The 24,656-nt window shown below is 42.3% G+C and carries 20 protein-coding genes and 1 tRNA gene; 7 read left to right on the top strand and 14 right to left on the bottom strand.

Annotated elements, in window-relative coordinates; all coding sequences use genetic code 11:
- Positions 1-56: 56 nt before the first annotated feature.
- Entirely contained in the window at positions 57-1,403 is a 1,347-nt protein-coding gene (gene purB, locus P2W82_RS03155; RefSeq protein WP_336514382.1) for an adenylosuccinate lyase, read from the bottom strand.
- Positions 1,404-1,491: 88 nt separating this feature from the next.
- Between purB and P2W82_RS03150 the strand changes: the two genes are divergently transcribed.
- Positions 1,492-2,268, top strand: a complete 777-nt coding sequence (locus tag P2W82_RS03150) for a menaquinone biosynthetic enzyme MqnA/MqnD family protein (protein ID WP_336514381.1) — start codon at positions 1,492-1,494, stop codon at positions 2,266-2,268.
- On the opposite strand, the gene P2W82_RS03145 is transcribed toward P2W82_RS03150, so the two are convergent.
- From P2W82_RS03145 to P2W82_RS03130, 4 genes are all read right to left on the bottom strand, one after another.
- Positions 2,257-3,171: a glycosyltransferase family 2 protein gene (locus P2W82_RS03145; RefSeq protein WP_336514380.1), complete on the bottom strand. Its 915-nt coding sequence runs from the start codon at positions 3,169-3,171 to the stop codon at positions 2,257-2,259. The two genes, P2W82_RS03150 and P2W82_RS03145, sit on opposite strands and share 12 nt — an antisense overlap.
- The gene (locus tag P2W82_RS03140) at positions 3,168-4,379 is read right to left on the bottom strand and encodes a glycosyltransferase family 4 protein (RefSeq protein ID WP_336514379.1); all 1,212 of its coding nucleotides are present in this window, start codon (positions 4,377-4,379) and stop codon (positions 3,168-3,170) included. The genes P2W82_RS03145 and P2W82_RS03140 overlap by 4 nt, the downstream gene beginning before the upstream one ends.
- Complete coding sequence (locus P2W82_RS03135; protein WP_336514378.1) at positions 4,376-5,188, bottom strand: glycosyltransferase; 813 nt, start codon at positions 5,186-5,188, stop codon at positions 4,376-4,378. The genes P2W82_RS03140 and P2W82_RS03135 overlap by 4 nt, the downstream gene beginning before the upstream one ends.
- 72 nt (positions 5,189-5,260) lie before the next feature.
- Entirely contained in the window at positions 5,261-7,759 is a 2,499-nt protein-coding gene (locus P2W82_RS03130; protein ID WP_336514377.1) for a YfhO family protein, read from the bottom strand.
- A gap of 309 nt (positions 7,760-8,068) precedes the next feature.
- Between P2W82_RS03130 and P2W82_RS03125 the strand changes: the two genes are divergently transcribed.
- On the top strand, positions 8,069-8,848 hold the full coding sequence (locus tag P2W82_RS03125; RefSeq protein ID WP_336514376.1) for a queuosine precursor transporter: 780 nt from the start codon (positions 8,069-8,071) through the stop codon (positions 8,846-8,848).
- A 287-nt stretch (positions 8,849-9,135) separates the two neighbouring features.
- Here P2W82_RS03125 and P2W82_RS03120 read toward each other — a convergent pair whose 3' ends face one another.
- The 4 genes from P2W82_RS03120 to P2W82_RS03105 all read right to left on the bottom strand — a co-directional run bounded on the left by P2W82_RS03120 (position 9,136) and on the right by P2W82_RS03105 (position 12,519).
- Positions 9,136-9,594, bottom strand: coding sequence for an NUDIX domain-containing protein (locus P2W82_RS03120; RefSeq protein WP_336514375.1), 459 nt, complete (start codon positions 9,592-9,594; stop codon positions 9,136-9,138).
- A gap of 21 nt (positions 9,595-9,615) precedes the next feature.
- On the bottom strand, positions 9,616-10,554 hold the full coding sequence (locus tag P2W82_RS03115; protein WP_336514374.1) for a magnesium transporter CorA family protein: 939 nt from the start codon (positions 10,552-10,554) through the stop codon (positions 9,616-9,618).
- A 133-nt stretch (positions 10,555-10,687) separates the two neighbouring features.
- Positions 10,688-11,476: a diaminopimelate epimerase gene (gene dapF / locus P2W82_RS03110; protein WP_336514373.1), complete on the bottom strand. Its 789-nt coding sequence runs from the start codon at positions 11,474-11,476 to the stop codon at positions 10,688-10,690.
- Positions 11,477-11,637: 161 nt separating this feature from the next.
- Positions 11,638-12,519 carry a nucleoside phosphorylase gene (locus P2W82_RS03105; protein WP_336514372.1) on the bottom strand — a complete coding sequence of 294 codons (882 nt, stop codon included), beginning with the start codon at positions 12,517-12,519 and terminating at the stop codon, positions 11,638-11,640.
- A gap of 96 nt (positions 12,520-12,615) precedes the next feature.
- On the opposite strand from P2W82_RS03105, the gene P2W82_RS03100 reads away from it, so the two are divergent.
- From P2W82_RS03100 to nhaD, 4 genes are all read left to right on the top strand, one after another.
- Positions 12,616-12,686 (top strand) — tRNA-Cys (locus tag P2W82_RS03100).
- 44 nt (positions 12,687-12,730) lie between these two features.
- The gene (locus tag P2W82_RS03095) at positions 12,731-13,159 is read left to right on the top strand and encodes a hypothetical protein (protein WP_336514371.1); all 429 of its coding nucleotides are present in this window, start codon (positions 12,731-12,733) and stop codon (positions 13,157-13,159) included.
- 171 nt (positions 13,160-13,330) lie between these two features.
- Entirely contained in the window at positions 13,331-14,278 is a 948-nt protein-coding gene (gene trxB, locus P2W82_RS03090; protein ID WP_336514370.1) for a thioredoxin-disulfide reductase, read from the top strand.
- A gap of 56 nt (positions 14,279-14,334) precedes the next feature.
- Complete coding sequence (gene nhaD / locus P2W82_RS03085; protein ID WP_336514369.1) at positions 14,335-15,615, top strand: sodium:proton antiporter NhaD; 1,281 nt, start codon at positions 14,335-14,337, stop codon at positions 15,613-15,615.
- Positions 15,616-15,912: 297 nt separating this feature from the next.
- Here the strand turns inward: nhaD and P2W82_RS03080 are convergent, their stop codons facing one another.
- The 3 genes from P2W82_RS03080 to P2W82_RS03070 form a co-directional block, all read right to left on the bottom strand.
- Positions 15,913-17,655, bottom strand: coding sequence for an OstA-like protein (locus P2W82_RS03080; protein WP_336514368.1), 1,743 nt, complete (start codon positions 17,653-17,655; stop codon positions 15,913-15,915).
- The gene (locus tag P2W82_RS03075) at positions 17,655-18,644 is read right to left on the bottom strand and encodes an MlaD family protein (protein ID WP_336514367.1); all 990 of its coding nucleotides are present in this window, start codon (positions 18,642-18,644) and stop codon (positions 17,655-17,657) included. Before P2W82_RS03075 ends, P2W82_RS03080 begins: the two co-directional genes overlap by 1 nt.
- Positions 18,645-18,753: 109 nt before the next feature.
- Positions 18,754-19,785: an N-acetylmuramoyl-L-alanine amidase family protein gene (locus P2W82_RS03070; RefSeq protein WP_336514366.1), complete on the bottom strand. Its 1,032-nt coding sequence runs from the start codon at positions 19,783-19,785 to the stop codon at positions 18,754-18,756.
- A gap of 136 nt (positions 19,786-19,921) precedes the next feature.
- Here P2W82_RS03070 and P2W82_RS03065 point away from each other — a divergent pair, with 136 nt between their 5' ends.
- Complete coding sequence (locus P2W82_RS03065; protein ID WP_336514365.1) at positions 19,922-22,675, top strand: putative LPS assembly protein LptD; 2,754 nt, start codon at positions 19,922-19,924, stop codon at positions 22,673-22,675.
- Between the two features lie 234 nt (positions 22,676-22,909).
- Here P2W82_RS03065 and P2W82_RS03060 read toward each other — a convergent pair whose 3' ends face one another.
- Both P2W82_RS03060 and ung read right to left on the bottom strand, forming a co-directional pair.
- Complete coding sequence (locus P2W82_RS03060) at positions 22,910-23,680, bottom strand: lysophospholipid acyltransferase family protein (RefSeq protein WP_336514364.1); 771 nt, start codon at positions 23,678-23,680, stop codon at positions 22,910-22,912.
- A 172-nt stretch (positions 23,681-23,852) separates the two neighbouring features.
- Positions 23,853-24,530, bottom strand: coding sequence for a uracil-DNA glycosylase (gene ung / locus P2W82_RS03055; RefSeq protein WP_336514363.1), 678 nt, complete (start codon positions 24,528-24,530; stop codon positions 23,853-23,855).
- Positions 24,531-24,656 lie beyond the last annotated feature (126 nt).

Genomic DNA, 24,656 nt, shown 5'->3' with positions numbered 1-24,656 from the left:
TCAGTAGAATACTTGCAAATGAATGCGCTAACGTTCTACATTAAACGTTCAACCACTCAGAACTTCTGAACCACGCCAGTGTAGTTGAATGGCGTAATTGCTTTCAGTTCCTTTTTCACCTTAGAGGAAATTTTCAGTGAACCGATAAATTCGTGAATGTTTTCTTTCGTGATCTGAGCATTACCGCGGGTGAGGTCTTTTAATGCCTCGTAAGGTTGCGGATAATTTTCCCGGCGAAGAATAGTCTGTATCGCTTCAGCAACTACGGCCCAGTTATTATCCAGATCTTCATGAATCGCGGATTCATTAAGTACTAGTTTGGTCTGACCTTTCTCAATCGATTTGAAGGAAAGTATGGTATGCGCAAAAGGAACACCTAGATTGCGTAGAACGGTTGAATCGGTAAGATCTCTTTGTAATCTTGAAACAGGAAGTTTTTCAGAGAGATGTGAGAATATCGCATTCGCGAAACCAAGGTTTCCCTCTGCATTTTCAAAGTCAATCGGGTTTACTTTATGGGGCATGGCAGATGATCCGACTTCTCCTTTTTTAATTTTCTGTTTGAAATAATCCATGGAGATATAGGTCCAGATATCACGGCAATAGTCGATCAGAATTGTATTGATTCTTTTCATCGCATCGAAATGCGCGGCCAGGTAATCGTAATGTTCTATCTGAGTTGTGAACTGCTGGCGTTGGAGCCCGAGTGAATCTTCGCAAAATGTATTTGCAAAATTTATCCAGTTGATATTCGGAAACGCAACGACATGTGCATTAAAATTTCCGGTGGCGCCACCAAATTTGCAGGAGTAGGGAATTTCATGCATCAGGCGCAGCTGCTGATCCAGCCTTTCAGCAAATACCATCATTTCCTTACCTAATCGCGTAGGCGAAGCGGGCTGGCCATGTGTACGGGCCAGCATCGGTATGTTCAACCATTGCGTTGCAAGCTTCCTGATTTCCATCGCCAGGTTACTTATGCCAGGGAAGTATTCATTTTCCAGCGACTCCTTCCAAAGTAAGGGAATAGCTGTGTTATTGATATCCTGGGAAGTGAGACCGAAATGAACCCATTCTTTCAAGGCAGACAATTTCAGCGCGTCGAGTTCTTTCTTGATAAAATATTCCACCGCCTTTACATCATGATTGGTAATTCGTTCAACATTCTTGATTTCCTGCGCGCGTTCCGGAGTAAAGCTCAGGTACAGATCTCTTAAAGATTTAACCTGTGCGGGCTTCAGAGAAAAAAACTTTTTCGACGACAAAGCAATGAAATACTCAATTTCTATTCTAACCCTGTAACGGATCAGGGCAAATTCTGAAAAATATTCTGCGAGTTGCTGTAATTGGTTCCTGTACCTGCCATCTGCCGGTGAAATAGCTGTCAATGCCGATAAATCCATATATGTCGAAAGTATTGAATGCAGGATGCTGGGTGAGTCTTCCTGCAGTTTTTATCGTAAATTTGCGCCCAAAAATACAGCAAACACATTGGACAGGAAAATAAGGATCGGCGCTGTAAACTATCTGAATACCAAGCCCTTACTACATGGGTTGAAGATTGCGCCCGTACACCATGCCATTTCGCTTACGCTCGACTACCCGGCTCACATCGCAACAATGCTTTTAAATGATGAGATCGATCTTGGTCTCGTGCCCGTCGCCATATTACCCAAACTGAAAAATCCCCATATCGACTCAGACTATTGTATTGGCTGTGATGGCGAGGTTTCTTCAGTGGCCATTTTCAGCGAAAAGCCGATTGAAGAATTAAAAACCGTTTTGCTGGATTACCAGTCACGTACATCTGTTGCACTTGCGAAGATCCTGATAAAGCAATACTGGAAACTGGAACCTGTTCTTGTAGATACCAGGGGCGAAGAATTTCGCCATGAGATCAAGGGCACAACAGGCGGCCTGATTATAGGAGACCGGGCATTGGAGCAACGACATATTTCCGCATATCATTATGATCTTGGACAAGCCTGGAAAACATTTACCGGATTACCATTTGTTTTTGCGGCATGGGTTAGCAACAAACCGCTGGACCCGGAATTTGTAAGGGAGTTTAATGCCGCAAACAAAGCTGGCATAGAACATTTCAAAGACATTATTGACAAAAATCCTTTTCCGTATTTCGATCTTAACGAATATTACTCGAAGTACATCAGTTACGATCTGAATGAAGAAAAACGAAAAGGATTGAATCTTTTCCTTGAAATGTTAAAGACCTCAACAACAAGTTCAGTTTCCGGATTAGTACCATAACCTGGCTTCCACTGCACGTAAGTATTTCCTTGTTGAAGCACATACCGGATTTCTTTTTTCGGTTGCGGGTATACGAAAGATTTTATTCCAGGTACCGATAAATCCGCTGAAGTCCCATCCGGATTTGCGGAGGTATTCAAGCGACCACATGAATGCTGTTGAGTAGAAATAAATCAATGGCAGATGTCGCCAGGCCACTTTTGATTTATTAACCCACATCATCGCCAGTTTTTCTTTTTTAGGTTGACGACCTAATGGAGATTCTTTATGTAACATAATTATCCTGTCAGAATAACGGATACCATAACCTGCATCAAGAAGTCGATAGCTCAGGTCATATTCTTCCATCCCGTAGAAGAAATCTTCAGGATACATCCCAATGTTATTGAGGGCTTCTCTTTTTATTGCGTGAGCACCGCCGGCATAATAGTAAGTAGGGAAGGAATGCAAATTGTTGTACTTACTAAAATTCTTGTGGGGAAGTGCATTCACCTGCATTTCGTGTGTTGAGTAGTATAGTACTTTGAACGAGATGATTGCCGAAGACCTGCCAAGTGTTGGTTTTTCAATTTCCTCAAGCAGGTTTATAAGACAATCCTTGTTTCCCATTTCTGCGTCGTCATCAAGCATAATCAATATTGGCGCTGTACTCTGGGTAATGGCAAAATTGCGCCCGCGGGCAACACCCAGATTTTCTTCTGAGTAGATGTATTTGAAGGGGAATGTCGTGTTCTGTTTGATGAAGGACTCAGCTTCCGAGTAACTAACCTGGGAAGAGTTGTTAATGATGATTATTTCCTCCAATAATGATGCTGCTTCGTTAAGCTGACAGATATTTTTTACCAGCGCCAGGAGATCTTCCGGCCTGTTATAAGTGATGATAATAAACGCCAATGGTTTCAAGCAACATTGTTTTGAGCGTTAACCAGGCTGCGCCACTCAGCTTGAAATTTTTCAATGCTGAAATTTTCCTGGGCTAATCTGTGATTCGATTCGGCAATTTTCTTCCGGTACACTTCATCTTTCAATAACAACTTCAGAAAATCCAATGACTGTCTGACTATTTCGGCCTCGTTGGTGACAGAAGTAAATATTATACCATTTTCCGGTTGTTTAATTCTGTTGGGAATATCACCCACCGGAGTCGCCATTACTATACAACCATAAGCCATACCTTCCATGATTGCCATTGGGAAACCTTCTTCAGAAGAAGTGATCAATATAACATCGCTTTCTCCATAAAATCTATTCATTTCGTCGACCGATATTACCCTACCAACCAATCGGATTGCATCTTTAAACTCCGACGGAACTGCATCTTTTATTTCGCCGACAAAAGTAAACTGAGCGGAAAGTTTTTCTTCTTTTGCAGCCGCTGCGATTTTCGCAGCGAGTTGAACACGTTTCTCCGGAGTAGATCTTCCGGAATACAACACTTTTACTACTTCGAAGGAACGGGTTTTATAATTAGTTTCAGCCGGCACAACAATTCCATTCGAAATAAACTTTATTTTATTTACATATTCCTGTGGCACATTCAGTCGAAGGTATTGATCTTTATACTGCTCTATTGCCTTCGTACTGATCATCACGGTTTGCCTGTAAAAAGGTAGAAAGGGTATTCTGATCGCAGCAAAAGAATTAAATGAATGGATAAGTTCTATCTGGGGAATTTCCTTTTTTATCCAGGGCGAAATCTTATACGCAAAATTGCATTGACCATTGATCACCAGCGGTTTTTTCTTTTGCCTGTTGATATGCGCACTGATCAAGCCACGCCAGACCAGGTTTTTCCAGTACTTTTTTTTGTTGTCAGTGTAGGGAGATATGTCAAGGATTTTGTGACCGGATTTTTGAAACTCTGATTTGAAACCTTCATCATTTGATTTCCTGGTGAACAACACAACACATTTCCTGTCCCTGAAACTATTGACCAGGGCTGCATGCACTTTTTCTGCTCCGCCGGTATGATAAAACGGAAAAAAGAAATAAATATCAAATTCCTCCTGAAGTGGATTCTTTAGCGCAATATCGCGTCCAATACCAACGAAAATCCTGATCAGGATGTCCTCAAGCTTTCTTTTTATAAGAAATATCCTGAAGCTCATCATGACTTTATTAAATTTTTAATTTGCTTTCCTGCTCCGCGAATCACATCATAAAATGAAAACAACATAGTTCGAACGATAAATTCGTTTACATGTTTATGCCGGACTTCATTTTTGAAAAATCTCCATTTGGTATCGGCAAGTTTGAAAAAAATGTTCCGCTGCCTTTTCCGTGTATATGACCCTGCAAGTATCCTGTGCAGCAAAAGAGGTTCTTCTATTTTATGGATTATTTTGCCTGCGGCAAATAATCTTAACCAAAGATCATAATCCTCTGCCTGGTCCTGGTCCTGCCGGTATTTAAAATCTCGCAGCACGCCGGCCCTGGCCATTATGCTCGGATGTGCGATACAGTTGTTAAAAGGCATAAATTCCCTGAGCTGTTCATAGCTGAGCATTTCCTTATCTTCTTTCCAGAAACCAGTCTTGTTTCCTTTATCATCAATAAGCAGAACAACTGATGCAATAAGGTCGACTTCAGGATGCGAGTCGAGGTAGGAGACCTGTCTTTCAAACCGGCGATCAACAGCAATATCATCACCGTCCATCCTTGCGATATACTTGCCTTTCGCTTCATCAATACCGCGGTTCAAAGTAAAAACAAGACCCCGGTTTTTCTCATTAACGAGATGGCGGATACGCGAATCGGAAAACGATTTTATAATTGACGCTGACTCGTCTGTTGAACCATCGTCGATCAGGATCAGTTCAAAATCAGAAAAAGTCTGTTGCAGTATACTATCCATTGCTTCCCGTAACCAGGCAGCACTATTATAAACAGGCATGACCACACTAACTACTGGTTCCTGCATGGATGAAAATTAACCATATTCGAAAAACATTGTCCCGTTCGTTTGATCATAACGGAACTTCCAGTCTTCCTATCAGGCTTTTGCGGAATATTCCGGCTTGTTTTTCCGATACTCCAGGAAAATACCTGCTGCGAAAAGTATGAGCAGGATAAACTGAGTAATGGTAGTAACCCTGCTTCCAAGTGTATATGATGATGGTTCAAACCTGAAAACAATATGATGTTTACCTGCAGGTACTGCCAATCCGCGAAGTACATAATCAGTTTTTACAATAGGTGTTTCCTTCCCATCAATAAATGCTTTCCATCCGCGGTCATAAAATACTTCACTGAAAACGACAAACTGATTTGCGGCAGACTGGAAATTATAAGAGATGACATCATTTTCATTTTTTTCCAGTTTGACCGTCGCGGTAGAATCGGACTGAGGCTGGAATGGAATATCTTTCTTATACATCTCCTGTACAATAGCTGTAGAATCAGGTCTGAAATCATTCAGCGCGAGCATTTCCTCCCGCGGTGAAGGAACATACCGGATATCCTTTACAACCCACGCATTACCCAGTGCTCCAGGGTTTTGCTGCGCAACCGGTTGCCCTTTCTCATCCGGACTGATTACATATTTTGTATTCAGCATATTCAGCACATTCACATTCAGAGGCTGCCTGGAAAGTTGATTCTCCAACAGATCCTGGTAAATGCTCAGCTTTGCAGCATGGTATCCACCGATTGAATTGTGATGGTAAGAAGTTATGGCATCATTGGCAAAGTCTCCACCATTACTCAGATTCAACACCCGATAATAAGGATCCGGATCTTTTTTGATCTGTAAATCGGCTGCTGTCGGCTGAAACATGCCGTCATAATCTTCGGGTTCTATAAAAATGTCGCTGTTTAAAAACCGGGATGCGACGCCAATCGTGTCAATACAAACCAGCAAAGCCATCACTACCATTACAGGCAATGCTTTTAGTTTTCCGCGGAGATAGAAGAACAATAATGCAAACGCGGCTCCGACAAAAAACAACGACCTGAACAGATCTTTTCCGAAAAGGCTTTTTCTATCGGAAACAACTGCCTCCATGATGTCCTTACCCAAGCCTGGATCATTAGGTGAAATCTGGGATAATTGCTGTTGAATCCCTCTTTCAAAGCTGGATTTATAGTCGGCTGAGATGTAAAGAAAACCGGCAAGCAAAAATATTCCTGCCATCACGATGCCGGCTAAACGCAATTGCTTCCAAGCTTCGGCTTTATCATATGTGCCAAAAATAAAACGCTGCAGAACCATCACTCCTATCAATGGGAACGTAAGCTGCGGAATAACAAGAATAATTGACGGTGCCCGGAATTTATTATTCATCGGCAGGTGCTCAAACAAAAATGTGTTAAAGCCCGCAAGATTTTTACCCCATGACATAAACAATGCGAGTATGGTAATGCCCAGGATCCACCATTTGTGGTGCGTTTTCAGAAAGATCATTCCAAACACAAATAAGAAACAGAATATCGCGCCGAGATATACCGATCCTGAATGACCAGGCTGATCCCCCCAATAGGATCTGAATGTTGAGTACAATTGATTCATCAATTGACCAGGCAATCCTTTCTCCTGCATTTTTTCAACCAGCTTTGATTCTTCTCCCAGAGGCTGTGGACTACCGCCATAGGCACGCGGTACCAGCAAGGTAAAGCTCTCGGCTTTTCCCATACTGCCGTACAGGAAAGCATAACCGGTGTCGAGGCCGCCTTTTTTTACTGAAGTCTGAACGGAATCAATAGTATTTATCGATGCCTGACCTCCGCGTATGGTAGCTTTTGAATAATCATAGGTGGTAAAGAGCATTACAGCATTGGTCAGAATCCCCACGACTCCCGCGGTTATTGCAAATGCTGATGCGATAAAAAAATGAGAGAGTTCTTTTCTTTTTAAATAATAAATAAAATTTCCAACGACCATGAAAGCGGCAAGCAACAGGAAGTAATAAACGATCTGGTAGTGATTATGATAAATGAGGATGGAACTGAATAACGCAGTGAACGCCGATCCCAGCCAGTACTTTCGATCATAAACCATAAATAGGCCACCCAGCAATGCCGGCAGATAGGCCATGGACAGCATTTTTGTATCATGGCCGGTAACTACAAGTATAGGACTATAACTGGCATAAGCATATCCAATAGCACCGAGTGCGGCAATCCAAGGATTCACTCTCAGCACAATTCCAAGGAAATAAAATCCGAGACAGGCGAGTATAAAAAAACGATATGGCTTAGGTATAAATAAGGAAAATGCTTCGTTCGCCCAATAGGAGATATAGTTATTATTATTTGTTGCGATCTGAAATCCGGGCATACCACTAAACATGCTTTTTGTCCAGAGTGGTGCAACACCATTATGCGTATCACGGTAATCCTGTATATCCTTGCTCATGCCCTTCCAGTGCATGACGTCGCTTTGCTGAAGCACTTTACCGTCGAGCGCAGGGCGGCAAAAAATCACAGCAATAATTACAAATGATAAAACTGCTACCAGGTGGGGGAGAACATTTTTGAAGCGCACATTTTTCATGCGGACAGGCATTTTAGTGCGGCAAATATAGTCTGTAGTCGGGAGCTGACGAAGCGTCAACAGCCAAAATAGTGGGAAGTCAGGGGTCGAAGGCCCCGGGCCAAAACACAGAACTTGTTAACTCGTTGAAAGGTTGACCTTTTTTATCTGGATAGTTGAGCCGGGATGCAGATAATTTTCTCAATGAAATCCAGGATAATGTTCGGGAGCGCTGATCGCTGCGATCTGCTGCCCGCTGCCTGAATCATAACTACATTCTATCAACTCCTTCTTATTACTTACTCCTTACTTCTTACTATATTTATTTTAATGATACACGCAATTATCAAGGACCGACCAACAAGACTATTCATTATCCTGGCCGGTTTTTTTGTGGCCAATGCAATTATCGCCGAAATCATCGGGGTTAAGATATTTTCACTTGAAGAAACCCTGGGTTTTCCTAAAGCAGATTTCAAGTTGCTGGGAACTGACCATTTGTCCTTTAATCTTTCGGTAGGGGTATTGCCATGGCCGGTAATCTTTGTAATGACAGATATTGTAAACGAGTATTATGGTGTAAAGGGCGTGCGTTTCCTTACTTTACTTACAACGGCATTGATTTCATTTGCATTTATCGTTTTTTATTTTGCGATCAAAGCTGCGCCCGACACCAGTTTCTGGCTGGGATCCTACACCAATGATGGAGTACCGGATATGCAGGCGGCCTACCGCGCAATATTCGGGCAAGGAATGAATATTATCATCGGATCATTAACAGCATTCATCATTGGCCAGCTGATCGATGCATTCGTATTTCGCGGAATTAAAAAACTGACGGGAGAAAAAGCCATCTGGGCCAGAGCAACCCTGAGCACAGTGGTTTCTCAATTTATCGACAGCATTGTTGTTACTTACGTAGCATTTCATTTGTTCCGAGGTGTTCCGGTGGGCAGAACAATGGCATGGGCTTTCACAGCATATGCATATAAATTTATAATTGCTATTGCTTTTACTCCACTGGTTTATATTATTCACTGGGGAGCAGAAAAATATCTTGGTAAGTCTACTGCGATGGAGATGAAAAAGCAGGCACTTACAGGAGTTTAATGTATAAGGTTTAACGTTAAACGCAGACCTAAACGGATGCAGATGGTTTTATTATTGGCAAAAGGTTCAGCATCGAAAAAATCCTGCCGGGTTTAAGTTCCTTATCCAGAAAATCAGTGTTGTCTTGAACTTTCCTTCGCCCAAAAAGAAACGCGCGGTTTGTAGAAAAATAAAAATTAATAAAAACTGTTTTTTCGTTCCGATAGGAGCGGCCTGCCTTAATTACCGAACGATAATAGAGAGAGAGTTAGGACAGTGCGGAAGAAAAATGATAAAATAAAATTAAATCAATACTTCTCCTTAATCATTCGTGCAACAACTTTATCAATCGGCAACGTAACAGCCGCATCGGAAAAATCATCCCATTCGATCAACCGGAATGTTTCTGTTTCTCCGGTTTCCTCATAGATAAGCAACTGCTCCTCATCAAACTGAAAAGCTCCTGAACGCATCGGTTTGGGTATAGGTTCCAGCGCCTTCACGAGGTAATAAATAGAAATGATCTGGTGCTCGGGGTTAAAAGCCGACATCTGGAAAAAATCTGTTGTATACAAATGTTCCAATACTTCAACTTCTATATCCAGCTCTTCCTTAAATTCTCTTTTCAGACACTCACGTGTACCCTCGCCGAATTCAAGCCCCCCACCGGGAAACTTAGTATAATAGCCACCACGGATAAACTCATCACTCACCAATACCTGCTTCTTTTCGTTGATGAGCAAACCATATACCCTGAGATTGAACATATCTTCTGAAGATTGAAATAGTTAGAACCATTTTTTCCTGACAAAGAAAAATGCCATCACTACCGAGATGGTCAATGCAAGAACAATCGGAATATAAAACGCATGCGGTTTGTCCTGGAATGGAATTGGAACATTCATTCCATATATGCTTGCAACAAGCACCGGAAATTGAAGAATGATCGTTATACCCGCCAGTCGTTTCAAAACAAAATTCTGGTTATTTGCGATGATGCTGGCAAACGCATCCATGGTACTGCTCAGGATATTTGTATAAACATTTGCCATTTCAAGTGCCTGGCTCATGTCGATAATCTGGTCGTTCAGGAATTCTCTTTCCTCATCATTAAGCCCAAGGAAATTGGTACGTTCCATCTTAATCAGCACAAGCTCATTGCTCCGCAAAGCAGTTACGAAATAAACAAGGCTTTTCTGAATACGCATCAGCTCAAATAATTCTTCATTTCTGCTTGCTTCATACAATTTTTGCTCAAGCAAATTCCTGCGATGGTTAATTTCCTTCAGGTATTCCATAAAGGTTTGTGTGATCTTTTCAAAGATCTTCAACACCATCATGTTTCTTTTATCGGGATTTCTTTTCTGAAAAGAATACAGGAATTTTTTAATCGCACCATTCTCGAAGGAATTCACCGTTATGATCTGGTTATGTGTAAGAATAATACAGATCGGGATCGTGATATAGAATGCATCACTGTCGTTAAATGAATTATTTTCTGTAGGGGTCTTAATTACCACCAGCTTTACATTATCCGCAAGTTCCATTCGTGGCCTTTCATCGATATCCAGTGAGTCCTGCAGAAATTCGATGGGAACATCCAGCGTTTCAGAAACGTCAGTAAACTCTTCCTGTTTGAAAGGTGGAAGTATATTGACCCAGGTACCATTTTCCGGTTTATCGACCGCTGTGGTAACCCCATTGATATTATGGAAAAGCTGGATCATGGGTGAGTTGATTAAATAAGAATCTCGCCAGCAGCCAAAGGCTTCTGAATCAATTACGATTTAAATGAAAAGAACGATGCTTTTGAAATTGCGCGCTAAGGTATGATTCCCGTGAAATCCCGATGTTAAAGTATTAATCTTTCAACCCGACTTCACCCTTGTAAACGAATTCAGCCGGACCACTCAGCCAGATATTCGTGAATTTATTATCATCGATTCTGTCGAATTCAACGCTCAGTTTTCCTCCAAGGGTCGAAACATCGACCTGGTTAAAACCTGTATCATTATGCGCAGCCATCAATGCACTGGCGGTAACACCGGTTCCGCAACTGTATGTTTCATCTTCAACACCACGCTCATACGTGCGGACAAAAATGGTGTGTTCATCAATATTTTCAACAAAATTGACATTGATGCCTTCAGCAAAATATTTCTTGCTGTTGCGGATAGACTGACCTTCCTTGACAACATCGTAACGATTTACGTCGGAGATAAACTTTACATAATGAGGTGATCCTGTATCCAGAACAAAATGATCGCCGATGTAGTTCACTTGTTCTACATCCTTCATTTTCAGTCTCACTATGCCATTTAAGTCAATCTCTGCCTGATGTACACCATCTACTGCGAGAAACTTATAGGTTGGTCTGTGTATACCCAGATCGTATGCAAATTTTACCATGCACCGGCCACCGTTTCCACACATGCTTCCTTCACGGCCATCAGCATTATAATATTTCATTGAAAAATCATAGCCCTTTGCATTACCCAGCAACATCAATCCATCAGCGCCAATGCCGAATCTTCGTTCACAGAGATGTTTGATTTCTTTAGAACTGAAATGTCCGTTCATTGTTTCCCGGTTATCAATGATGATAAAGTCGTTGCCGGTTCCCTGGTACTTATAAAACGAAATGGTCATATTCAACAATTGTCATTCATTAAAACGTAAGGATAACAAATGCATTATCCAGACGCAAATGGAGTTTAAGCGGAATTCAATATGACAAGGCAGGTAATAGCCCGGTTGCACAGGCTATCTTAATATTTCGTTGAAAAACAGCAAGCTGCCGGCAAAGGTATTCAATAATTTTCTCCCGCAAGAATTGTTAAAGTTTTAACGATCAGATTCTCGATACTTTTCGACGGATTGTCAGAAAACTTCTTTGTGATCCTGTTAGCAACAATTGAACTGATGGACAGACAGCGGTGACCCAGCGCTTTCCCCAGTCCATAAATCGCCGCAGTCTCCATCTCAAAATTGGTCACCCTGAAATTTCCATACCGGAAGGAAGTGAGGTGATCAACAAGATAGGGCTGAGCCAGGCCCAATCGAAGAACGCGCCCCTGGGGACCATAAAAACCAGGACAGGTAACTGTCATTCCATGATGAAACCCTCCGAAAAACAAATTCATCAACCGGGTATTTGCGGGCGTCAGGTAGGGATAAGAGAGATGATTATCGAGTTGAGTCTGTGTCACAAAAGCCTGGAGAATATCATTTTCTGCCACAGAAGTTTCAACGCTGTAAAAATGCATTAGGTTATCGAGACCTATGCCATGAGTACTTACCACAAAACTGTCTGGCGGAATATCTTCCTGCAATGCACCGGACGTTCCGACCCTGATTATATTTAAAGATTTGAGTTGCGTTTTTGGAACCCTGTTGTCGAGATCCATATTATGCAGAGCATCGAGCTCATTGATTACGATATCAATATTATCGGGGCCGATACCGGTCGATACTACTGACAGTCTTTTTTTACCGATGTATCCGGTATGCGTGATAAACTCCCGGTGCTGACATTTATATTCAATGGAATCAAAATGTTTACTCACATTATTGACGCGACCGGGATCACCAACCGTTATAATTGTATCTGCCATTTCTTCGGGGCGTGCATCCAGGTGATACATTGCTCCCCGTTCATTGAGTATCAGTTCTGATTCGCCGATCCTGTTCATATTCAATCCGGATATAGTGAATTCGATTTGCTGAGTAATGGCTAAAAGTACTATTTTTGCGCAGCTTTTTCCTTAAGGAACCGGCGAAAACAACCAGGTGCTGTGGCCGAGTGGTCAGGCAGAGGTCTGCAAAACCTTGTACAGCAGTTCGAATCTGCTCAGCACCTCAAAGCGAAGGATCTTACCTTCGCTTTTTTAATGAAATAATCCCATGGCAAAATATTCCCGATGGATCGGCATCATTTCATTCCTTTTGTTGGTAGCTGCTTGTTTTATGCCCTGGGCGTACTATGCCGATCTGGATAAGAACTTCACGGGCTTTTATTCAGAAAAAAACATCTATGGAGCCCCTGGCAAATTCCTTCTCATCACTGCCGGCATCAGCGTTCTGTTTACTATGCTTCCCGCAGTATGGATGAAAAGGGTTGCCATTTTCACAAGCGCAGTAAATGTTGCTTACGCGATAGTCGTCTATCTCCGTTTCAGTGCTTGTTACCAGGGTTACTGCCCGGAAATAAAAGCAGGTCTTTTGCTTATGATGGTAAGTGTAGTATTGATCCTGACTGCTTGCTTATTTCCTGCCGGGAAGATCAATCCGGAAGATCAGAATGCCATCGTGGTAAAGGAAGAAAAGGCGTAGAAAGAGTAACGTTCACCCCAACACGAAAAGCAGGATTTCTCAGTCCTGGCAGGCGGGTAATTTATTTTTCTCCCGGGGAGCATTTATGTACTTCACATGTTATTCACGCTTTCCCCGGGGCAAGCGTCAATCCGCTGAAATGACCGTATTTTTGCCGACTTATCGTTGAATATGGATCAAAAGGAAACCGAAAGAGTAAATTGTCTGATCATTGGTTCGGGGCCTGCAGGATACACTGCGGCGATTTATGCTTCAAGGGCAAATCTAAAACCCGTGCTCTACCAGGGAATTCAACCTGGCGGTCAGCTGACTATTACAACCGAAGTTGAAAACTATCCGGGTTATCCTGATGGGATACAAGGGCCGGAGATGATGGTCGATTTTGAAAAACAGGCAGTGAGAATGGGCGCTGATATTCGCTTCGGGCTTGCAACAAAAGTGGATCTGACCACACAGCCATATAAAGTCTGGATCGATGATGAAAAGATCATTGAATCATATGCATTGATTATTGCCACAGGCGCCTCAGCGAAATGGTTGAATCTGGAGAGTGAGCAGCGACTGAATGGTAATGGTGTCAGTGCCTGCGCTGTGTGTGATGGATTTTTCTTCCGCAATAAAGAAGTTGCAATAGTTGGTGCAGGAGATACTGCTGCAGAAGAAGCGTTGTACCTGAGCAAACTTTGCAGTACAGTACACATGATCGTGCGTAAAGGTGAAATGCGCGCCAGTAAAGTAATGCAGGAACGTGTTTTTAAAACAGCCAACATAAAAATCTACTGGCATTCAGAAACTGAAGAAGTATTAGGTAATCTTCGTGTAGAAGGTGTCAAAATAAAAAACAACGAAACAGGAGAGTCGCAGACGATTCCTGTACAGGGATTTTTTGTTGCCATCGGTCACCAGCCCAATTCAGACATCTTCAAAGACTGGATCGATATGGATGAAACGGGATATATCAAAACAGTTCCCGGCACCAGCAAAACCAATATAGAAGGCGTATTTGCCTGCGGCGATGTGCAGGATAAAATTTACCGCCAGGCAGTAACGGCCGCGGGTAGTGGATGTATGGCTGCCCTCGATGCGGAAAGATACCTGGGCGAAAAGGGAATTCACTGAAGATCGCACCAGTAACGGCCAGGATTGAAATCCGCGCATGATTTCAAAGCAAACTGATGGAACAACTGATTACTATTGTTTTTATACTCGGGTACCTTGCTATCGCCGGGGAACATTTCATAAAAATCAACAAGGCAGCTTCCGCATTAATTACGGGTGTTTTGTGCTGGACGATTTATATACTTTCAGCAAACGATGTTCACCTGGTCAATGAACAATTGCTTGAACACCTGGGTGATGTGGCAGGAATTCTGTTCTTTCTCCTTGGCGCTATGACGATTGTTGAGTTGATTGACGCGCATGATGGATTTCAGGTGATATCGGAAAAAATAAAGACGACCAACAAAAGGACGCTTCTTTGGATTGTCGGCTTTCTTGCGTTCTTTCTGTCTGCTATACTGGACAATCTCACCACCACCATTGTAATGATTACCTTATCGGGAAAATTAATTGACAGCAGAGAGAACCGGCTGTTTTTTGCAGGGATGATCGTGATCGCTGCTAACGCGGGTGGCGCATGGTCGCCTATTGGTGATGTTACTACTACAATGCTATGGATCGGAGGCCAGATCACGTCCGTGAAAGTCGTTTTTAGTGTGCTGTTACCATCGCTGGTCTGTCTGCTTGTGCCGCTGATTATGACTTCCCGAAAAGTAAAAGGACATGTGACCCCAACGGCAACTGATCCCGATGAGATCGCTGCAATGGCTCCTTCGTCACACCGGAACCTGGTTATGATATCAGGCGTTGCGGCACTGCTTTTTGTACCGGCTTTCAAAACATTTACTCACTTGCCTCCTTTCATGGGCATGTTAATTTCACTGGGGGTGATGTGGATAGTTACTGAAATGATTCATCATGGTCGTGACGAAGCGGACAAACACAAACTGTCGGTAAATTTTGCGCTGAAAAAAATTGATACACCAAGCATCCTGTTTTTCCTGGGCATTTTGTTAAGCGTAGGCGCGTTGCAAAGCATTGGTTTGCTTACCAGGGCAGCTGGCTTTCTTTCGGATGCTATCGGTAATGAAAATCTGATAGTAGTATCCATAGGCTTGTTATCATCTATTGTTGATAATGTGCCATTGGTTGCTGCATCTCAGGGAATGTATTCACTTGCACAATATCCGACGGATGATTCCTTCTGGCATTTTATGGCATACTGCACCGGTACTGGCGGAAGTGTTCTGATCATCGGATCAGCGGCAGGTGTTGCTGCTATGGGTATTGAAAAGATTGAATTTTTCTGGTATCTTAAGAAAATTTCAATTCTTGCACTGTGCGGATATTTAGCGGGTGCAGGTTTTTTTATTTTGCAGAAGATGATTTTAAATTAGCTGAGGATTGCTGATTAAGTGAGAACTGGCGGTTTTGTTCGTTGTTCGTTCTTCGTTCTTCATTGTTCGTTGTTCGTTGAAAAGCTGCGTTTAAAGAAATGCAGAATAGAATGATGCGAGGTTTAAACCAAAGCCGAAGTCAACCAGGTACAGGACATTTCACGTTTTGACTCTTTAATCCACCCAGGTGCTGACACCAGAATTCCTTGGCAATTCAATATCGGTTCGTGTTTGCAAATTACAGCAGACCGTGGCCCGTTTTAAGATCAGGGAACAGGATTATCAATCCACAAATTTCTAATATCCGAAAAGTTCAGTCTTTGTCTTTGGCCTCCTGGATTCCTGCCAGTTAAAATTGCGAAGTTTCTTTTTGTCTTCAGGGATCTGACCCATAGGATAGGTCGTTCCTTCAACCGAATTTACCCAGGCTACTTTCTTTAATTCTTTCTCTGCAAAGTACATACTGATGGCATCAGCTTTTGCATAATTCATCCCAACATAAGCACTGTCAGCGTCCTGCATATAATACACGCTTTCTGCATTTCCTTTTGCACGCATGTAATCAATGTTACCATCTTTAAAAAAACCATTTAACCTGTTTCCACGGATCTGGTTATAAAATGATTGCCTGGTCTTATTTATTGAAAACCCATTTTCAAAAACCATCAGCAAATCCGGTTTTTTATTTTTTGTAAAAAGATAGATTGTGTCTCCGGAAATCTGATTGTCTATCGACCAAAGCAATGGATCGCGGTATAATCTGAATACAGAGTCTTTGGCTGAATAATACAAGGAATCACAAACACCCTGCAGCGAATCTGAAAATATTCTTACATGATGAAATGCCTGGAAAAAACGGATGCTATCAGTCGCCTCTTTACGAATGAGGCGAGGACCAGCAATCGTATCTCTACGGATGGGAGATGTAGAATCGGCTGATACCATCTTTAGAGAAGTGTCAGAAACAATTGTCGGTAACGAATCTTTTTTTGCAACCAGGCTATCTGTTTTTACCGCGCTATCAGTATAAACTGAAATGGAATCCGCCATCATGGCTGAATACAGAGTATCAGCAGCGATATATAGAGAATCGCCGTTTTGTTCCAGTATCATCACCGGCTTTTCTGTCGCAACAACATCCTTTGTATTGCTGTTGAAACGGGTAGCTCCTGCAAGAATAGTTGCACCTTGTGCGGTATCACGATACAGAACATTCCCGGCGGCGATACCTTCTCCCGTTTTCTTATCGTAATTGATATTATCTGCAATGATTTGCTGTGTGCTGTCTTCAATTATCGGCCGCTCACCAAAACTGGCATTGCCGTTTCTCAGATCATAAAATCCACTTGAGGTTTTAATAACAGACTGACCATCGCGTATGGTAGTCGGCGCGACAAATGTCGCCATTTCATTCTCGATACTGTACAACAAAGTATCAGTAGCCATCGTATACTCAGGATCAACAAGCCTTACATTCTTTTTAAAATATACCTCTCTTGTATCTGCATAATAAAATCCTTCCCGGCTGGTGAGTACAGATTTACCATTGACTACTTTACCACCATTGAAATATGTTCCTGTTTTAGAATTAAGATCATACTCCAGTTCATTCGTCGTAAGTACTCCTTTACCATCGGTAAGTTTTACATTCTTTTTCAGATAAGCCACCCGCGTATTTCCAAGGTATTTCAGGTATTGAGAATAAGTATGGATACTATCAGCATCATTGATATGAATATTTCCGAATGCCTCTACCTGGTTAAGAATCTTGTCCTGGATAGCGCTGTCACAGGAAAAAATGGTTTTGCCCTGTTGCATGAGTACATTCCCGGTAAGGATATGCAGCTCTGTTGTGTCGTTGGTTTTGACAAGGCGATATTTATCGGCACGGAGTAACCTTACGATTTTACCTGTATCAGTACCAGGTTTTAATGTATCTGCTGCCGCAGGCACAATCGGAGGCTGTTGAGCACTCAGGTTTTCATTGCTGCAGAAAATGAATAGGAAAAGAAAAATCATTGATTGGAAAACAGACTTCATCACTTCGGTACTTTTGTGGCAGAGTCACTCAATGGAGTCATCAGTGGCTCAGACTTGTCTTTTTTACCAAATACAGAAACGTTTATATAGCGTTTTGGATGAAGCCGGATATCCTGCAATAAAATATTCAGGCTGTTTGAAGTTGAAGTTAAGTTCTGATAAAGCTTTTTGTCATTCATAAGTAATCCCAGTGTACCATCGCTGTTATTTACTTTCGCTAAGGTGCTATTCAGATTACCTATTGCTGCCTGCAAACTTGTTAATGTTTTCTCAAGTTCAAGATGCGCAAGATTACCAGTCAACTTATCGACGTTGCCGATAATCCTCGTGATGGTGTCGTTGTTATTTTTCAGATTTCCGGTAAACGAATTCAGATTGTTTAACGACTTCGCAAGAGCACCCGTCTGTGCATTCAGCAGTGCATTTAATGATGCAGTTGACACGGCGAGATTAGCAACGATTCCCTGGATATTATTTTTTGTTTTCGGATCGAAAATGGCACTTACCTGCTCAAGCAAAGAATCGAGCGATTTCAATGTGCCGTTTACCTGCGTCACTGTCGGACCAAGTGCACCTTTTAATTCTGACAATATTCCGGAAGAGGGATTGGTCTGAATGGTATCTCCATCCCGGGCGTATTCTGTAGATGTACCCAGGATAATATTAATTGATGATGAACCCAGCGGATTTCCTTCGATTACGGCAATGGAGTTTTTAGGAATGTTGATTTTTTTTGTAATGTGCAATCCAACGACTATCGCGCTGATGTTTGGATCTCTCTCTTCCATCTCAGCAACATTGCCTACCGGGAGTCCATTGATTTTTACAGCGTCAGAAGAATTTAATGCATCGACCTTATCAAATACAGCATAGAGGATATCTTTCCTTTCAAAAAGTTTCTTGCCTTTAAGGAAGTTAAAACCGAGAATCAGCAGGGTAATAGCAATTGCCGCCAGGACACCGACTTTAGTTTCGTTAGATATCTTCATAAAAAAAAATATCGCAGGACTTCATCAGCATGGGGTTAAAAAGGAGCTGGTCCTGCAACCTGACAAAAATAGAAAAACTTCTTAAGGCTGCCGCATCTATTCAGCCTTATCAGCGCTTTTTTGATGACGAACTTGTAAGTGCAGCAACTTGTTTTTGTTGCGAGTTGTTTTTTTGTGGTGGCACGGTTTTATTGAGAGACGTAGCGGGACTGGTTTCCACAGCACTATCGGTTGCGCTCGGCCGTGGGCTATCCATTACCGTCTTGTAATTCTTTATTGCATCTGCCATTGCCCTTACCATTTCTTTCTGGCCGCTCTCACTGTTCAGGTATTCTTCTTCTTCAGCATCGGTAATGAAACCTGTTTCAATTAACACAGCAGGCATATTTGTTGCCTGAAGCACCCAGATACCTTTATGATTACGCTGCAACACACCAAGACTTTTGCGTCCGATCTTATCAAATTCTGTTTCAATCATCGAACCCAGCCTTATACTGTTTCTGAAAAATTTCTGCGTCCACAACCTTGCTTTGATGATGGCCTCAGGGCTTTCAGGATCCGGAACATCTTCAACCTCTGCCTCAGATTCGAAACGAACATCATTCTGAATTCCGCTGGCTTTTTCATCACCTCTGTCAGCCGCGAAAACATAAGTAGATGTCCCATGAGCTGGATTTGGAGTTGACCAATACCTGTACACCGGTTCTTTGCGGGTTCTCTTCTTTCTGTTTTTACCTTTGCCGGTATAATAAGTTACCGTTTTGTAACGAACGAGTTCTTTGTGTTGCCTCGGCGGTGCTGCATTCACGTGGATACAGATAAATAGATCTCCGTTTTCTGAATTTGCAATCTTGGCCTTCTCACGAACATTGTGGAATATGTCCGTACGTCTCGTCATCACGATCCGTGTATCAGACATTTCTGATTTAAGTATCTCTTCAAGTTTCAATGCAAGTTCGAGAGTAATCTGAGCTTCTGTGCTGAACTTGCCACGCGCCCCTGCATCAGAGCCGCCATGGCCTGCATCAATAATAATAGTCTTGATCCTTGATGTTGATTTGCCTGTTTGCGTGTATGATATATGCACAAACAGCGCAGAAAATAGCAGCGTGAGGGCAAGGCTTAAAACTTTTTTTTGCATGCTGAACGTCGACTAATAATGGGTTGGTTAAAGATTAATCTTCACAATTACTTACCAGTTTTATATTTATTTTTGTCCGCCTGCTATGACGAACAAGAGAAGCAAAGTTAGACGAAATTTATATTACCTCCTGATTTTGCCGCTCATTGCTTTGACTGCAATAACGTTACAGGTTAAAGGTTTTACACATCCACACACTACAATTGGGAATAATTTAACAGGGGAGAAGGACACGATTCCTCCTCCGGTGAAGGCTGATACGATACCAGTGAAACCTGTGATTTCCGATAGTCTCCGCAACAGAAATGACTCCATCAGGGCAGGTCTTATTGATACAACGATTAAACAAAAAGTTGATACGTTCAATTTTAAAGCTTCCAGGGATTCCATCGATGCACCGATCGAATATAAAGCCACGGACTCGATGGTGCTGATGGTTGATACCAAACAAATTTTATTATATGGAAGATCTGAAGTGAAGTATACCGATGTAACGCTGTCAGCACCTTATATCGCGCTTGACCAGACAACACAAATGGTAACTGCAAGAATGGATAAAGATTCCATTGGTAAGATTGCCGGAATGGCGAAACTAACGCAGGGTGGTACTACAACGGTGAGTGACAGTATCCGTTTCAATTTTGAAAAGCAAAAGGGTATTACCTATAACTCATTTTTTCAACAGGATGAGATATACAATTTTGCCGAAAAGGTTAAGAAGGTGGATGCACAAACTTTTTTTGCAGCAAAAGGAAGGTTTACGACCTGTAACCTGGATACACCCCATTTCGCATTCCGGTTTAAGAAGGCAAAATTTGTAAATAAGAAAGTAGCAGTAACTGGTCCGGTGCATCCTGAATTTGAACAGGTACCGGTTCCGCTTTATCTGCCGTTTGGAATTTTTCCGTTAGCGACGGGGCGACGTTCAGGAATTATACCCCCACAGTTTACCGTAACCGAAGATTTTGGTATAGGTCTCGAAGGGTTTGGATACTATAAAGTGTTCAACGAATATCTTGACGCAAAAGCCTGGGCCGATCTGTATTCGTATGGAAGCTGGAGATTAAACCTGTCCCCGAGTTACCGTATGCGTTACCGTTACAGCGGAGCGTTTACGCTCAGTTATCAGAATACAAAATTTGCATTCAAAGGTGATCCTGACTACTCCCAGACAAAAAGCTTTTTTGTAACCTGGAACCATACCCGCGATAGCAAGGCCCGGCCCGGAACAAGTTTCAGTGCGAGTGTAAATGCAGGAAGCAGTAAATATCTGTCCTTGATTCCAAACAGTGCTTTGGTAAGTGCTGGTGGATCCACTGGTGGTACGGTTGGAGCCAGCGGCGGATATCTGCAGCCAATCAATTTTACCAACCAATTGCAGTCTTCGATAAGCTATCAGAAATCCTGGATCGGAAAACCATACAACCTTACAGTTAACCTCAACCATCAGCAGAATACACAGAAACGATTAGTAAATCTGAACCTGCCTGATATCGGATTTGTTGTAAATACTGTTTACCCATTTCAACCAAAAGAAATGGTGGGTGCCGGAAAATGGTATGAGAAACTCGGTGTGGGTTATAACGGAAGCTATAAAAGTCTGATCTCTTTTTATGATACCGCCTTTCAGTGGAAGCAACTCATTGACACATTACAGTGGGGAGCTTCGCATGATATTCCCATTCAGCTGAGCTTACCTGCATTAGGTCCTCTCCAGATCGGACCAAACTTTTCTTATCGTGAAAGATGGTACGCGCAAAAGTTTATCCGGAACTGGAATAATACCACTGAAAAACTCGACACAATAATTCAGAAGGGATTTTATGCAGCCCGCGAAATATCGATGGGCATATCCCTTAGTACTGCCGTGTTCTCCACCTTCCAGTCAAAAAAGAAGGATGGGAAAGTAGAGGCAATACGGCATACCATGCGGCCACAAATTGGTATCAATTACAAACCAGATCTGGTTTCCCAATATTACTACCGCACCCAGGTTGACACCCTGGGTAGACAAATGTTATTTTCCTATTTTGATGGAAGTATATACGGGCCATTTTCGCCAGGACGAAGTGGTGGTATCAGTTTTGGAATAGATAATAATATTGAAGCGAAAGTGAGATCGAAATCGGACACAGGAGAAGCGGAGTCAAAAAAAGTAAAGATCCTGGATGGATTTGGAATTTCCGGCGGTTACAATTTCCTTGCTGATAGTTTTAAACTTTCCACTTTTAATATTTACGCACGCAGTTATTTATTTGATAAGATCAACATTACAGCAAATGCAACATTGGACCCCTATAAAACAGATCCGTTTACCGGTCAGAGACGGGATATTTATGCCTGGCAGGGCGGAGATGGTTTTTCATTGGGGTCAATCGTAAACGGAAGTCTGAACATATCTACCACATGGCAGAGTAAAAAGAAAGATGAGAATAAGAAATCAATCGACGAACAAATCAAGGAAAGTGGTGAAGATCAGCTGACCCAGGATCAGATGATGCAACAAATGGAGTATGTAAGGCGAAACCCGGCGGAGTTTACAGATTTCAATATTCCCTGGTCGGTAAATATCGGTTTGAACGTCAGCTTTGCGAGGGTACTTCAACCGGATTATACTTTTAATACAGAATTTTCATCCAGTTTAAATTTCAATGGCGACTTCAACCTGACACCGAAATGGAAAGTAGGTGCCAATGGATATTATGATCTCAGAGCACTGCAGATGCAATCTTTCACTATGTTCATCTCCCGCGATCTGCATTGCTGGCAAATGTCGATCAATGTAACACCGATTGGTCTGTATCGTTCTTTTAATATTTCTATCAGTCCAAAGTCGGGGCTGTTGAGGGATTTAAAGGTGAACAGAACGAGGTATTTCTATACTGAGTAAGTAGGGAACAGCCGGTGGTCAGTGAGATAATTTTCTTCGAGATAGTGGTGATCCTGTTTCAGGCACAGCAAGCAGGCAACAGAAAATTGCAGTGAGCATTTTTTATCCGTCAACCGGTTGAACTTTAAAAATTAAGCAGGCGAGAGGTAGAACTGGCGGCGTTCTTCTTTGTTCGATGAACCGCTGCGTTAAGCGAAAAAAACTTTGTATAATATTTAGTGTACAGTTTACATTTTATAAACCTGGTTGCTTCGATCTGCTGCCTGCTGCCTCAGGATCGTGCTCCTCATAATATTGCCACATCGTTTCAAAAACTTTCTTCTTCAAATCGTCGGACGTATCGGTATCGGTTACACGCAATGGAGGGAGAAAATGCATTTCCAGCTTTCCCGGCCAGAAATAAAATGATTTATCCGAGGGCAGCATTTTGGTTGTGCCGTAAATGATGACAGGCAATATTGGTTTGCGCGAATCAGTCGCCAACCGAAAAGCACCATCGTGAAACTCTTTTAAAGGCTTATTCGTTTTATTTCGCGTGCCTTCCGGATAGATCACCATATGCATTCCCAATTCGAGCACCTGGCGCATTTTTAGAAAACTGTCGCGACGGCTATTCGGATCTTTACGGTCAACTAATATCGAACCCCGACGATAGATGATTCCAAAAATGGGAATCTTTCCCATTTCACTTTTTGCGATCGTCATATTGGGTCCCGGAATTCTTGCAGTCGTCAGCGGTACATCCATCAGAGAATTGTGGTTTGAAACCACGATATAATTCTCCCCAGGAGCAAAATTTTTTCTGCCATAAATTTTGAGTCTCACACCTACGAGAAAAAAGAAGACGGACATCCAATGTCTGTATATAGTAGCCATAGAAGCCGTGCGCTTCGGTTCTGGCTGTCCGTTGGTAAGCCAGAGTGGAATCAACACCAGCAACATTGTTGTAATAAAAATGATTGCCACCCAAAGCGCATAAATTCTACCCAGGATATCTTTGATCATAAGCTGTGCAAATGTATATCGCAGGATGCGTTAAAAAGTAAAATTCTGGTAGACAAAACATCCCGGACAATCAAAAAAAGAGCACCTGTAAATTACAATCGAAAATTTAGCTATCAAGCCATGATTCCACTTTGATCGAGGATGTCCGGATTTAAATCGGAAACCTACATGCCTATGCCAACGACCAGTCAATAGGTTGAACTCCGGCTTTTACCAATTGCTCGTTGGTTTTTGAAAATGGTCTGCTTCCTAAAAATCCATAATTCGCGGAGAGAGGTGAGGGATGGGTCGATTTCAAAATAAAATGCTTTGAAGTGTCAATCAGGTTCACTTTCTCCTGGGCAAATTTGCCCCATAAAACAAAAACCACATGTGATTTAAGTGTCGAAATCTTCCTGATGACCGCGTTAGTGAACTCCGACCAACCGGCATTGGCATGACTCATCGGTTCGCCCGCACGTACTGTAAGAGCTGCATTGAGCAGCAGGACACCCTGGTCGGCCCATGGCGTCAGGTCACCATTGCTCATGTTCACCTGCAGGCCGAGATCAGATTGTAATTCTTTAAATATATTGACCAGGGAAGGTGGCGGCTTGATTCCTTTGGGCACTGAAAAACTGAGTCCATGCGCCTGGCCTGGTCCATGATACGGGTCCTGACCGATAATTACCACTTTGACTTTATCGAAAGGAGTATGGTTAAATGCATTAAAAATATTCGTACCCGAAGGGTAAATGGTTCGTCCGGCCTGCTTTTCGGCCTTTAATAATCTAACCAGTTCAGTAAAATAGGGGGCATCGAATTCATCTTTCAAAACTTCTTTCCAGCTGGGTTCAATCTGTACATTCATGAAGTCGACTAAAGGTTTGCCCGCAAGCTAAAAAAAATTATCTTTGCGCCCAACGTAAAACGATTCACGTTCAACGTTGAACGCGAGAGCATGAATTCCGAATAGAAGTTGATTATTTCAGCCACA

Source organism: Pollutibacter soli (assembly GCA_029269725.1).
Classification (GTDB): domain Bacteria; phylum Bacteroidota; class Bacteroidia; order Chitinophagales; family Chitinophagaceae; genus Pollutibacter; species Pollutibacter soli.
This window is presented reverse-complemented; position numbering and strand designations above follow the sequence as displayed.

What these genes read in the sequence shown, in the direction of transcription:
- purB (WP_336514382.1), bottom strand. Translation starts at nt 1,403, where the DNA reads ATGGATTTATCGGCATTGACAGCTATTTCACCGGCAGATGGCAGGTAC.
- P2W82_RS03140 (WP_336514379.1), bottom strand. Translation starts at nt 4,379, where the DNA reads ATGATGAGCTTCAGGATATTTCTTATAAAAAGAAAGCTTGAGGACATC.
- P2W82_RS03135 (WP_336514378.1), bottom strand. Translation starts at nt 5,188, where the DNA reads ATGCAGGAACCAGTAGTTAGTGTGGTCATGCCTGTTTATAATAGTGCT.
- P2W82_RS03130 (WP_336514377.1), bottom strand. Translation starts at nt 7,759, where the DNA reads ATGAAAAATGTGCGCTTCAAAAATGTTCTCCCCCACCTGGTAGCAGTT.
- P2W82_RS03125 (WP_336514376.1), top strand. Translation starts at nt 8,069, where the DNA reads ATGATACACGCAATTATCAAGGACCGACCAACAAGACTATTCATTATC.
- P2W82_RS03120 (WP_336514375.1), bottom strand. Translation starts at nt 9,594, where the DNA reads ATGTTCAATCTCAGGGTATATGGTTTGCTCATCAACGAAAAGAAGCAG.
- P2W82_RS03115 (WP_336514374.1), bottom strand. Translation starts at nt 10,554, where the DNA reads ATGATCCAGCTTTTCCATAATATCAATGGGGTTACCACAGCGGTCGAT.
- dapF (WP_336514373.1), bottom strand. Translation starts at nt 11,476, where the DNA reads ATGACCATTTCGTTTTATAAGTACCAGGGAACCGGCAACGACTTTATC.
- P2W82_RS03105 (WP_336514372.1), bottom strand. Translation starts at nt 12,519, where the DNA reads ATGAACAGGATCGGCGAATCAGAACTGATACTCAATGAACGGGGAGCA.
- P2W82_RS03095 (WP_336514371.1), top strand. Translation starts at nt 12,731, where the DNA reads ATGGCAAAATATTCCCGATGGATCGGCATCATTTCATTCCTTTTGTTG.
- trxB (WP_336514370.1), top strand. Translation starts at nt 13,331, where the DNA reads ATGGATCAAAAGGAAACCGAAAGAGTAAATTGTCTGATCATTGGTTCG.
- nhaD (WP_336514369.1), top strand. Translation starts at nt 14,335, where the DNA reads ATGGAACAACTGATTACTATTGTTTTTATACTCGGGTACCTTGCTATC.
- P2W82_RS03080 (WP_336514368.1), bottom strand. Translation starts at nt 17,655, where the DNA reads ATGAAGTCTGTTTTCCAATCAATGATTTTTCTTTTCCTATTCATTTTC.
- P2W82_RS03075 (WP_336514367.1), bottom strand. Translation starts at nt 18,644, where the DNA reads ATGAAGATATCTAACGAAACTAAAGTCGGTGTCCTGGCGGCAATTGCT.
- P2W82_RS03070 (WP_336514366.1), bottom strand. Translation starts at nt 19,785, where the DNA reads ATGCAAAAAAAAGTTTTAAGCCTTGCCCTCACGCTGCTATTTTCTGCG.
- P2W82_RS03060 (WP_336514364.1), bottom strand. Translation starts at nt 23,680, where the DNA reads ATGATCAAAGATATCCTGGGTAGAATTTATGCGCTTTGGGTGGCAATC.
- ung (WP_336514363.1), bottom strand. Translation starts at nt 24,530, where the DNA reads ATGAATGTACAGATTGAACCCAGCTGGAAAGAAGTTTTGAAAGATGAA.